The 13,372-nt window shown below is 60.8% G+C and carries 4 protein-coding genes; 1 reads left to right on the top strand and 3 read right to left on the bottom strand.

The features are described from left to right. Positions 1 to 11: 11 nt before the first annotated feature. Complete coding sequence (locus AC07N8_RS09500) at positions 12 to 1,376, bottom strand: TolC family outer membrane protein (RefSeq protein ID WP_493143226.1); 1,365 nt, start codon at positions 1,374 to 1,376, stop codon at positions 12 to 14. A 594-nt stretch (positions 1,377 to 1,970) separates the two neighbouring features. Here AC07N8_RS09500 and AC07N8_RS09495 point away from each other — a divergent pair. Further along, entirely contained in the window at positions 1,971 to 10,640 is an 8,670-nt protein-coding gene (locus tag AC07N8_RS09495; RefSeq protein WP_493143224.1) for a retention module-containing protein, read from the top strand. Between the two features lie 355 nt (positions 10,641 to 10,995). Here AC07N8_RS09495 and AC07N8_RS09490 read toward each other — a convergent pair whose 3' ends face one another. Further along, complete coding sequence (locus AC07N8_RS09490; protein WP_493143222.1) at positions 10,996 to 11,361, bottom strand: DUF6124 family protein; 366 nt, start codon at positions 11,359 to 11,361, stop codon at positions 10,996 to 10,998. 426 nt (positions 11,362 to 11,787) lie between these two features. Beyond that, positions 11,788 to 13,372 (bottom strand): WD40 repeat domain-containing protein (locus tag AC07N8_RS09485; protein WP_495065925.1); only part of this gene is annotated, 1,585 nt, incomplete at its 5' end.

Genomic DNA, 13,372 nt, shown 5'->3' with positions numbered 1-13,372 from the left:
GCTCCAGTGAGCTACTTCAGTTCAGGCAAACGGGCTTCGTTCTTCACTTCGGAGGACGCGATCGCATCGGCGGGCAACACCACCCGTTGCTTGCTCAACAACTCCCCCATGCTGGCCAGCACGCGGTACATCGAATATTCCTCGGTGTAGCGCACTTCGGTGTAGCGGCGGTTGGCGTTGTAGAGCTCGTTTTCACTGTCGAGCAAGTCGAGCAGCGTGCGTTGACCGAGACCGAACTGGTCCTGATACGCCACGCGCACCCGTTTACTGGTTTCAGCGTATTCGCGTGCGGTCGGGGTTTGTTTCTTGGCATTGACCATGGCGTTCCAGGCCAGGTGAATGTTTTCGTTGAGTTGGCGCAGGGCGTTGTTGCGGATGTCCATGGCCTGGTTGATCTGGTGCGCATCGGACTGCAGGCGGGCCTTGTCGCTGCCACCGCGGAACAGGTTGTAGTTCATCACCACACCTACGCGCCACTCGTTGTCGTGACCTTCATCGCCTTGCACGTTGTTGTTCGCGCCCACCGCGGCTTCGGCGTCGAAGCGTGGGTAGAACGGCGACTTGGCAACTTCGTACTGGCTCTCGGCCGATTGCACGTCGGCCTGGGCGGATTTCAGGTAAGGGTTGTTTTCCACCATGCTCTGCTGGGCTTCCTGCAGGGAGGCAGGCAGTTCACCGCGAGTCGACGGCGGTGTTTCGAGCTCATCGGGCAGACGCCCGACAACGGCGGCGAAGTTCGACTCGGCGTCCGCCAGATCGACTTCGGCGGTGTCGAGGTTGTTTTGCGCCAGTGCACGGCGAGCGCCGGATTGATCGGAGTCGGCGTTGCTGCCGACGCCGCGCTGGGTGCGCAGGCCGATCTGGTCGTTGACGCGCAAGTGCGCTTGCAGGTTGTTCGTGGCCAGTGTCACCAGTTCGCGGCGCTTGAGCACTTCGAGGTAGACCTCGATGGTGCGCAGGGCCAGGTCCTGGGCGGTGCCTTGAGCGTAATAGGCCCGGGAGTTGACCACGCCTTTGGTGCGCTCGACTTCGTTCGCGGTGTTGAAACCGTCGAACAGCATCTGCCGCAAGCGCAACTCCGACTGGGTGTAATTGAGGATTTCGGTGTGGTGATTGCCTGGGCCGATTGCCCGGGTGTTGGTGTTATCGCTGTATCCGCGCCCGTAGGCGGCGTTCAGATCAACTGATGGATAAAAGCCCCCCTTGGCCACTTTCACCTGTTCATCCGCGGACAGGCGCGAATCCACGCGCGAGGCCAGTTCCGGATGGGTTGCGATGGTGTTCTGGATTGCGTCGGTCAACGACATGGCTTGAGCGCCGGAAGTGCAGGCCATGGCCAGCAGAACCGCGCTGCAGAGGGGGGTTAAAACGCGCATGGGTGCATCTCCCTGAATTCCTGATGGTGCTTATCAGTCGCCAATTATTTGACGGCATTTATAGGTAAAACCGTTTCACCCTTGTAACAACAGAGCTAAGAACATTCTAGAGAATAGCTAAGAAATTTTTCTCATAGCCCTTATGCCAAAAAAAACTTATGCCGTCAGCAAAATCCAGCACATTGTTCATTACGAAAGCCTTTGAATTACGAGCTTTAGGGAGCTTTCAAGGGTTTAAGGAAAAGTTCCATCCACTTATCGACATAGGGCGGAGAAGTGCTGGAGGGGAGGGACGCGGAACGATTTGTGGTGACGGTTTTTTGTCACTTTGATGAGTCAGGATCGTTACGCAACGTTCACCGGGCAAGTGCGATGCAGTCAGGCTTGCGAAGCCATTGATTGCAGAGGGGTTTATCCCGAAGTCGCGGACAGTGCCGGTGAGCGACACGCTGGGCGAGGACATCGCCAGGGCAGCGGCTTACTCAGGTAAACGCGCCCTGCAGGCGATCCGCGCAGCCACCTGCTTTCAAACCATGAGCACGTTCTTCGCTAAAAACAGGATGCCGACAGCGGTTGGCAGCGGAGGAAATGCACATGGCAACGCTCATCGGTATCGTCAGTAAAGTCATTGGTCAGGTGTTCGCGGTCGCGAGCGACGGTACTCGGCGCGCGTTGATCGAGGGCGATCGATTGTTCGCCGGCGATCAGCTGGTCACCGGGGCCGAAGGCGCGGTGGCGGTCCATCTGCAAAATGGCCAGGAACTGACCCTCGGGCGTGGCAGCAGCATGCAGATGGATCCCCACCTGCTCGCCAATGAGTCGCCGCACGTTGGCACTTCAGAGGCGGTAACGCCGAGCGAAGCGCAACTGACCGATGTCGAGCAACTGCAAAAAGCCATCGTGGCGGGCGCTGACCCGACGCAAACCGGTGAAGCCACCGCGGCCGGGCCGAGCTTCACAGCGGCTCCCAATGGTGCGCAGGGTGGTGGCCACAGTTTTGTCATGCTCGAAGAAGTGGGCGGAAAGGTCGATCCGACGATTGGCTTCCCGACTGCCGGGTTTGGCGGTATTCCTGAATTCCCTGAAGAACGGCATAACGCGGATATCCAGCAGAACGCCGATGGCACTCCGGCCGTCATTGCGCCACCGGTAACGCCGGTCAATAACCCGGTCACGCTCGATGGCCTGTCGGTGGCGGGTGGCGAACTGACCCTCAACGAAGCAAACCTGGCCGACGGTTCCGCGAGCAATCCGGGCGCGCTGACCCAGAACGGCACGTTCACTGTGTCGGCACCGGACGGGCTGAACAGCCTGAGCATCGGCGGTATCAACGTGATTACCGGTGGCGTGGCGATTGGCTTTCCGCAGTCGATCACCACGCAACTGGGCAACACCCTGACCATCACCGGCTACAACCCGGCCACAGGCGTGGTGAGTTACAGCTACACCCTCAACGGCAACGAAACCCATTCGGCCGGCGACGGCGCCAACTCCCTTAGCGAGCAGTTCACCGTTGTGGCCGGCGACAGCAACGGCGACACCGCCACCGGCACGCTGGACGTCAACATCACCGATGATGTGCCCAAGGCTGTCGATGACAGCAACGCCAGCACCGCGTCGGAAACCCTGCTGACCCTGACCGGCAGCGTGCTGCCAAACGACACGCAAGGCGCCGACCGCATTCCCACGGGCCCCAACAGCGGCCCGGTGATTGGCGGTACCTTCACCGGCACCTACGGCACCCTGGTGCTCAATCCCAACGGCACTTACACCTACACGCTGAACACCAGCGATGCTGATTTCAAAGCATTGCATGGCGGCGGTAGCGGCACGGAAACCTTCACTTACACGCTGACGGATGCTGATGGCGATACCAGCACGGCCAACCTGGTGCTGCAAATCCATAACAACGATGACCCGGTCACGATTGGTGGCCTCAGCATCGAGGGCGGCGAACTGACCGTCTTCGAGAAAAACCTGAGCCTTGGCAGCTCACCGGATTCTGCTGCTCTGACCCAGAGCGGCACCTTCACCATCACCGCCCTCGACGGCGTACAGACCCTGAGCGTGGGTGGCATCAACGTGGTGGTCGGCGGTGTGTCGTCCGGCTTCCCGCAATCCATTACCACGCCGCTGGGCAGCACGCTGACCATCACCGGGTTTGATGCCACCACCGGCGTGGTCAGTTACAGCTACACCCTGGCCGATAACGAAGCCCACCCAACCGGCAATGGCGCGAACACGCTGCCTGAGCAATTCGCCGTCACCGTGGTCGACGACAACGGCACCACCGCCAACGGCACGCTCGACGTGAATATCGTCGACGACCTGCCAAAAGGCGTGGACGACAGCAACGCCGGTACCGCGTCGGAAACCCTGCTGACGCTGAACGGCAACGTGCTGACCAACGACGTGCAAGGCGCCGACCGCGTGACCGTCGGCGAAAATGCCGGCCCGATCACCCCAGGCACCTTCGCCGGGACTTACGGCACTTTGGTGCTGAATGCCAACGGCACTTACACCTACACCCTGAACACCAGCGACGCCGATTTCAAAGCGCTGCACGGCGGCGGTAACGGCACCGAGAATTTCACTTACACCATCACCGACTCGGACGGCGACACCAGCACCGCCACGCTGGTGCTGCAAATCCACAACAACGACGATCCGGTGACCATCGACGGCCTCAACGTCAACGGCGGCGAACTCACCGTCTACGAGAAAAACCTCGGCGACGGCAGCAGCCCCGATGCTCCGGCGCTGACCCAAAGCGGCACCTTCACCATCACCGCCCTCGACGGCGTGCAAACCCTGAGCGTGGGCGGCATCAACGTGGTGGTCGGCGGTGTGTCGTCCGGCTTCCCGCAATCCATTACCACGCCGCTGGGCAGCACGCTGACCATCACCGGGTTCGACGCCACCACCGGCGTGGTCAGTTACAGCTACACCCTGGCCGACAACGAAGCCCACCCGACCGGCAACGGCGCGAACACACTGCCTGAGCAATTCGCCGTGACCGTGGTCGACGACAACGGCACCACCGCCAATGGCACGCTCGACGTCAACATCGTCGACGACCTGCCAAAAGGCGTGGACGACAGCAACGCCGGCACCGCATCGGAAACCCTGCTGACGCTGAACGGCAACGTGCTGACCAACGACGTGCAAGGCGCCGACCGCGTGACCGTCGGCGAAAATGCCGGCCCGATCACCCCAGGCACGTTCGCCGGGACTTACGGCACTTTGGTGCTGAATGCCAACGGCACGTACACCTACACCCTGAACACCAGCGACGCCGATTTCAAAGCGCTGCACGGCGGCGGTAACGGCACCGAGAATTTCACTTACACCATCACCGACTCGGACGGCGACACCAGCACCGCCACGCTGGTGCTGCAAATCCACAACAACGACGATCCGGTGACCATCGACGGCCTCAACGTCAACGGCGGCGAACTCACCGTCTACGAGAAAAACCTCGGCGACGGCAGCAGCCCCGATGCTCCGGCGCTGACCCAAAGCGGCACCTTCACCATCACCGCCCTCGACGGCGTGCAAACCCTGAGCGTGGGTGGCATCAACGTGGTAGTCGGCGGTGTGTCGTCAGGCTTCCCGCAATCCATTACCACGCCGCTGGGCAGCACGCTGACCATCACCGGGTTCGACGCCACCACCGGCGTGGTCAGTTACAGCTACACCCTGGCCGACAACGAAGCCCACCCGACCGGCAACGGCGCGAACACATTGCCTGAGCAATTCGCCGTGACCGTGGTCGACGACAACGGCACCACCGCCAATGGCACGCTCGACGTCAACATCGTCGACGACCTGCCAAAAGGCGTGGACGACAGCAACGCCGGCACCGCGTCGGAAACGTTGCTGACGCTGAACGGCAACGTCCTGGCCAATGACGTGCAAGGCGCCGACCGAGTACCCACCGGCCCCAACGCCGGCCCGATCACCGCCGGTACCTTCACCGGGACTTACGGCACCTTGGTGCTGAACGCCAACGGCACTTACACCTACACCCTGAATACCAGCGACGCCGATTTCAAAGCGCTGCATGGCAATGGCAACGGCACGGAAACCTTCACCTACACCATCACCGATGCCGACGGCGACACCAGCACCGCCAACCTGGTGCTGCAGATCCACAACAACGACGATCCGGTGACCCTCAACGGTCTCGATGTCTACGGCGGCGAGTTGACCGTCTACGAGAAAAACCTCAGCGACGGCACCAGCCCGAACACCCCGGCACTGACTCAAAGCGGCACCTTCACCGTGACCGCGCTCGATGGCCTGCAAACCCTTGATGTCGGCGGCATTCATGTGGTGGCCGGCGGCGTGGCGGCGGGCTTCCCGCAGTCGATTGTCACGGCATTGGGCAACACGCTGACCATCACCGGTTACAACCCGGTCACCGGCGTGGTCAGCTACAGCTACACCCTGGTGGATAACGAAAACCATCCAACCGGTAACGGTGCCAACAGCATCACTGAAAACTTCAATGTGGTGGCAACGGACACCGACGGCAGCACCGCGAGCAACCAGCTCAACGTCAACATTGTCGATGACCTGCCCAAGGCCAACCCGGATCACACCTCGGTGGCGGAAGGCGCAACCGTCTCGGGCAACGTGCTGGATAACGACATCGGCGGCGCCGATGGCCCGGCGGCCAGTGGCGCGGTGATCGGCGTGCGTGCCGGCAGCGACACCTCGACCTCCGCCATCGGCGGCCTGGGCTCGAACATCAATGGCACCTACGGTTACCTGACGCTGGACACCAACGGCAACGCGGTTTATCACAGCAATCCGAACAGCGTCGGCCCAGCGGGGGCGACCGACGTGTTCACCTACACCGTGCGCGATGCCGACGGCGATGAAAGCACGACCACCATCACCATTGATGTCTCAAACAGCTGCATCGTCGCGGCCCGCGATACTGACGTGACGGTTTACGAAAAAGCCCTGGACCTGACCAAGGACGGGCAAGACCTGGCCGCTGGCACCGTCACCGGCAGCGACCCGACCAGCACCGGCGAAACCGCCAAGGGCACGCTGGTCGGTTCGGTCTCCGGCGCGGTCGGCGCGATTACCTACACCCTGGTGAGCAGCGCCACGGGCAACTATGGCCAGATCCAGCTCAACGCCAACGGCACGTACACCTACACCCTGACTTCGCCAGCGACGACCACGCCGCACGCGAACGACGGCGCCAATACCCTGACCGAAAGCTTCACCTACCAGGCCACCGACTCGCTGGGCAACAGCACCACCAGCACCATCGTGGTGAGCATCGTCGATGACGTGCCAAAAGCCGTGAACGACACGAATTTGGCCACCGCGACGGAGAGCGCGCTGACTCTCACCGGCAACGTCCTGACCAACGACGTTCAAGGTGCGGACCACGTCGCGACCGGACCGAATGCCGGGCCGATCACACCCGCCACGCTGAATGGCACTTACGGCACACTGGTGCTCAATGCCAATGGCACCTACACCTACACGCTTAACCCCAATGATGCCGACTTCAAAAACCTGCACGGCGGCGGCAATGGCACGGAAACTTTCACCTACACCCTCACCGATGCCGACGGCGATACCAGCACCGCCACGCTGGTGCTGAACATCCAGAACGCCAACGACCCGGTGGTCCTGAACGGCCTGAACGTCAACGGCGGCGAACTCACCGTCTACGAGAAAAACCTCAGCGACGGCACCAGCCCGAACACCCCGGCGCTGACCCAGAGCGGCACGTTCACCGTGACCGCGCTCGACGGCCTGCAAACCCTCGACGTTGGCGGCATTCATGTGGTGGTCGGTGGCGTGGCGGCGGGCTTCCCGCAGACCATCACCACGGCACTCGGCAGCACGTTTACCGTCACCGGATTCAACGCCACCACAGGCGTTGTGAGTTACAGCTACACCCTGGTGGATAACGAAACCCATCCAACCGCCAGCGGCGCCAACAGCATCACCGAGAACTTCAACGTGGTGGCCACGGACACCGATGGCAGCACCGCGTCGGGTCAGATCAACGTCAACATCGTCGATGACCTGCCCACCGCCGCGCCGAATACGGCGAGTGCGGCCGAAGGCGCAACGGTCAACATCAGCGTGCTGGGCAACGACGTGTTTGGGGCTGACGGTCCGGCTGCAGCAGGCGCGGTAATTGGTGTACGTGCCGGCAGTAATACGGCGACCTCGGCGGTCGGCGGACTGGGTACCAACATCAATGGCACCTACGGCTACCTGACCCTGGATGCGGCCGGCAATGCCGTGTACCACAGCAACCCGAACTCGGTCGGACCAGAGGGCGCCACCGACACGTTCACCTACACCATTCGCGATTCCGACGGCGACGAAAGCACCACGACCATCACCATCAATGTCACCGACACCGGGCTTAAAGCCGTGGTGGATCAAGACGTGACAGTCTACGAAAAAGCCCTCGACCTGAATCAGGACGGTCAGGACCTGGCGCCGGGTAATGTCATCGGCAGCGACCCGGGCAACACCGGGGAAACCGCCACCGGGACACTGGTCGGCTCCGTCACCGGCGGCAGCGGTGCGCTCACTTACAGCCTGGTCGGCAGCGCCACCGGCACGTACGGGCAAATCCTGCTCAACCCCAACGGCACGTACACCTACACCCTGACCTCGGCGCCGAAAACCTCGCCGAACGCCAACGACGGGCCCAACACCCTGAGCGAAAGCTTCACCTACAAAGCCACCGATGCCCTGGGCAACGCCACCACCAGCACCATCGTCGTCAACATTGTCGACGACGTGCCTAAAGCGGTGGCCTCGGATCGCTCGGTGGCGGCCGTGGAAATCGACTCGAACATACTGATCGTACTCGACATCTCCGGCAGCATGATCGACCCTTCTGGGGTGGGTGGGTTGTCGCGGCTGGACCTGGCCAAACAGGCCATCAGCGCCTTGCTCGACAAGTACGACGACCTGGGCGATGTGAAAGTGCAACTCGTCACCTTCAGCAGCAACGCTACTGACCGGACCTCGGTGTGGGTCGACGTGGCGACCGCGAAGACGCTGCTTGCCGGCCTGTCAGCGGGCGGTGGCACCAACTACGACGCGGCGGTGGCCACCATGCAGACGGCGTTCAATACGTCCGGCAAACTCACCGGTGCGCAGAACGTCGGCTACTTCTTCTCCGACGGCAAACCCAACGAGGGCGACATCGGCACCACCGACGAGGCCGCGCTCAAAGCCTTCCTCGACGCCAACGGCATCAAGAACTACGCGATCGGCCTGGGTAGCGGCGTGAGTAACGCCAACCTCAACCCGTTGGCCTACGACGGCAGCACCCACACCGACACCAATGCGGTGGTGGTGACCGACCTCACCCAACTCAACTCGGTGCTCTCGGGCACGGTGATCGGTGCGCCGGTTACCGGTACCTTGCTGGAGAACGGCACGTTCGGCGCCGATGGCGGCTTCATCAAAACCCTCACGGTCGACGGCACCACGTACACCTTCGACCCGAAAGGCAACGCCAACCAGGGTTCGCTGAACTTCAGTGGCGGCGCCAACCACGGTACGTTCAACACGGTGAACAACAGCATCAGCATCGCCACCAACAATGGCGGCACGCTGGTGGTGAACCTCGACACCGGCGAGTACAACTACACCTCGCAAAAAACCACTGCGGTGGTCATCACCGAAAACATCGGCTTCACCGTCAGCGACAACGACGGCGACCTCGCCAGCTCCACGCTGACAGTCAAAGTCATTCCGAACGCGGCTCCGGTGGCAGTCGATGACCACATCATCACCAACGTGCTGTCGGGCAACATCGTGGTGCCGGGCGAGCTGTTGCTGGCCAACGACACCGATGCCGACAAGGATCCGCTGACCGCATCGCCGACCAACTTCACCACCGGCTGGGTGGCCAAGGGCGCGGACTTCACCGGCAGCGGTGCGATCAATTTCAAAGGTACCAATGACAACGCGGCCAACCAGAATTTGGCCGACGTGCGAAGTGCCTTTACTACGGCCAACACCGCCGCGCTGACGGCGCTGCTGGTGGTCAGCGGGTATCTGGGCCAGGTGGCTGCCAACAACGCCAATGATGAAGACCTCATCACCGTGAAACTGAAAGCGGGTGAAACCCTCAATCTGGATCACAATCTGGCGGGCGGACACATCACCATGGAGTATTCCCTCAATGGTGGCGCCTTCACGCCCATCGCGGACGGCGGGACGATCACTGCATCGTCGGATGGGACCTATCAGATCCACATCACCAATATCGAAAACACCAGTGGCGGCAATGCCAAAGGATCCGAGAGCTACCAGTTGACCATGACCGTCAACTACGCCGGCGCCCACGACATCGCACCGGACGCCCACGGCACCTACACCGCCAGCGACAACCATGGCGGCAGCGACACCGCGAACGTGACCATCAGCTACCAGGATGGCCACACCCTCACCGGCACTGCGGGCGATGACACATTGATAGCAGGCACCGGCAACAACATCATCAATGCCGGCGATGGCAACGATGTACTCACCGCCGGCACCGGCAACAACGAACTGCACGGCGGCGCCGGCAATGATTTGCTGTTCAGCGGCACCGGCAACGACCTGCTCGACGGCGGTACTGGCATCGACACCGTGAGCTACGCCCACGCCACCGCCGGGGTCACCGTCGACCTGAGCCTGCTGACCCCACAAAACACCGGCGGCGCCGGCACCGACACCCTCACCGGGATCGAAAACCTGGTCGGCTCCAACTTCAACGACAGCCTCACCGGCGACAACAACAGCAACGTCATCAACGGCGGTCTGGGCGATGACATCCTCAAGGGGGGCGGTGGTGACGACTTCCTGATCGGCGGCCTGGGCAACAACACCCTCACCGGCGGGGCAGGGGCCGACACCTTCCAGTGGCTCAAAGGCAACAGCGGCCACGACGTCGTCACCGACTTCACCCCCGGCACCGACAAACTCGATTTGTCGCAACTGCTGCAAGGCGAAAACGGCACGTCGGCGTCGCTGGATGACTACCTGCACTTCAAAGTCATCGGCAGCGGCGCGTCGGTGCTCACCAGCATCGACGTCAGCGCCATGGCCGGTGCCACGCCGAACCAGACCATCGACCTGGCCGGCGTCAACCTCGCCAGCCACTACGGCGTCACGCCGGGGGCGGGCGGTGTGGTGGCGGGTGGTCACGACACGGCGACCATCATCAATGGCATGTTGAATGACCATTCGTTGAAGGTGGACACCGTCTGACCTGAAGGCTGAAACGACAAAACCCGCCATTCCTGGGTAAGGAGTGGCGGGTTTTTGTTGTCTGTGAGAACGCATTCGCGAGCAGGCTCGCTCCCACAGGTTTTGATGTGGAGCACAAAATATGTGTGCGACAAAAATCCCCTGTGGGAGCGAGCCTGCTCGCGAAGAGGCCCGACCAACCACCACAAAACTCGGCTATTAACCCCGCAACTGTGGCGAGGGAGCTTGCTCCCGCTGGGTTGCGCAGCAACCCCAAAACCATTCACCGCAGTCCCTCAGTCAGAGCGCATGTGCCTGGATGACGACTGCTGCGCAGCCGAGCGGGAGCAAGCTCCCTCGCCACAGGGGGCGCGTGTTACCCGTGCGGGTCGATGTTATCCAGCATCCGGTTCACCGCCATTTCCCCCAACATCACGGAGTTTTGAATGCCCAGCAGCGTGTGGCGCTGTGTGCCGTTCAACTGCCCCGCAAAATCACTCAACATGACACTCGCCGACGCCAACGTCTCACAGGCGTTCACCAGCAACGTTTCGTTATCGGTATCAGGCCCGACGAAGTAGATCGTGCTGGGTTTGCGTGGCGTGTCTTTGGGAATGACCGGTTTGAGGTAGTAGTCGAGGGCACGGTCGGCGGCGGTGTTGAGCTTTTTGGAGTCGGTGGACTCGTAGGGGGAAACGTCGTCGGTGTCGGTTTCTGGCGGGTTGGGTGTGATTTTGAACATGGTGAAACTCCTATACCTGATGGAGCCACCAGAACCTGTCGCTAAACAAGTAAGGGTGGCGGCTGTTCGCAGGTTAGCGAACCGAGAGGTATAAGACCCGGCAGACCCGAGGGTCTCCCGCGCACAGCCGCCATATCGAAACTGCAGATGTTCGCCCGCAGTAAGACTGAAGTGTTGCGCTTATACCTGGTCGGGTCGCTAAACCCGATCGCTGATTGGCAGCGATGTGGAAACGATAAAGATCAGGGTCAAAGCGCACAAGCCGGCGGATTCTGGCGCAGTCGTAGGCAACGGCGCAAGGATGTGTAGCCTGAGTCAGTGTCTGGACATGTCTTTTAAACACCTCCGTTTGATTGCTCGTTCAGCTACCGGGGACGAAAAATCGAGCAGGCAAAAATGCTTCTACGTTTTCTTAACAACATTCGCTTAGCCGATGGCCATGACCATGACAGTGTTTCGACTCGTGTTGCTGACATAGGCCCGAGTACCGTCGGGGCTGATGGCGATCGCTCCCGTATCACCGTCGACCTGTATCGTTTTCTCCACTCTCAGGCTTGCGATATTAACGACAACAATCGTTCCGGCATGGGTTACGTAAACGCGAGTTCCGTCGGGGCTGATAGCAAGATCTTTGAAATAGCGCTGGAGAGGAACGGTTCCGATAGCAATGGTTCCGATCACAGTCCAATTCACCGCATCAATGATCGCAACCCCATACTCGTCCATACAGACAACCGCGCGCGCGCCATCCGCACTAACGGCAATTCTGCCCCAATGACTCCTAACAGGAAGGTTCTTGATGACTGTCTCGCTAACCGTATTGAAGACCGCTAGACCACCATTGACAGGTGCGACAAGTGCTCGCGTACCGTCCGGGGTGAGGGCAATGCTTAGTGGTTGATCGCTTTGCCCGAGGGGAACAGTCTTGACTACTGTCTGACGCTCGACATCGACAATCAGGACATTGGGTTGAGTGCCTACGGGCACGGGCAAGAAAGCGTGTTTTCCGTCACGAGACAGGGCAACATCGCCACCGGATGGAATTGCCATCGTTCGGATAAATGTCTGGCTCACGGGATCATAGAACGAGATCGACCTGCCAGTGTAATCGGTGGTAACAAGGCGTTTTTCGTCACGGCTGATGGCGATAGCAAGTGCCCATCTCCCCCCACCCGTAATAACTTTGATGACCTTCTGATTGATCGTGTCAATGATCGTAACTAAGCTTTGAGATTCGTTATGGCATGCATAGGCGCGTGAGCCGTCTTGATTCAGGACCATTCCAGAAAGCTCTGGCGCAACGGAAATGCTTTGAAGCACCCCAATAATAGTCACTGTCGCCTTAACGGACTGCTTCCCGCTGGCCACGATCAGGTCATAGATCCCGGGAGTACTGTGACCTTTCACACCACTGACCGTAACCGTGCCATTCGAAGTCGTAGTGAACTCACGCGCACCGCTACCCCCATCAGCGAAGGTAAATCCGCTCGGAAGGGTCAACGTAAGCTTACCCATCACTGGCTGACCTTTGTCATCGGTGAGGCGAATTACTATGTCCTTGACCTGACCTGCCGGGTCAATGACGTAAGGCGGGTTGGTGAAGGCAGGATTGCCAGCCGTCGTCACGGTCAACGTCCGCGGCGCTGACACCTGACCCGTGCCATACAACGCCTTGGCAGTGAAGCTGTGGAGCGCCACGCTCAGTCCCGTCACCAATAGGGTCCAGATCCCGGTGACTAGATCGGCGGTGGCCTCGCCCTGGGATGTTGCGCCGTTCAGCACCTGAACCTTCTGTCCTTTACTGGCCGTACCGGTCAGCGTCACGCTGGATTCGCCCGTCAGGCCACCGGGCGGGATTTCGACGCCGCTCGGCGAGCCTTTCACGGAATCAATCGTTGGTGCAACCGCAGCCACGACCGTCAAAGTGCGCACGCTCGAGTAGACCGGGTTGCTGTGATAGAGCGATTGGGCGGCGAATCGGTGTGCCCCCGCCGCTACGGTTGTAGTGAGC

The organism is Pseudomonas sp. GW821-FHT10C09 (assembly GCF_059415465.1).
Note: the sequence above shows the minus strand (reverse complement) of the source record. Positions and strands in the feature narration are given on the sequence as shown.

Coding starts and splice junctions, on each gene's coding strand:
- AC07N8_RS09490 (WP_493143222.1), bottom strand. CDS start 11,361: ATGTTCAAAATCACACCCAACCCGCCAGAAACCGACACCGACGACGTT.
- AC07N8_RS09500 (WP_493143226.1), bottom strand. CDS start 1,376: ATGCGCGTTTTAACCCCCCTCTGCAGCGCGGTTCTGCTGGCCATGGCC.
- AC07N8_RS09495 (WP_493143224.1), top strand. CDS start 1,971: ATGGCAACGCTCATCGGTATCGTCAGTAAAGTCATTGGTCAGGTGTTC.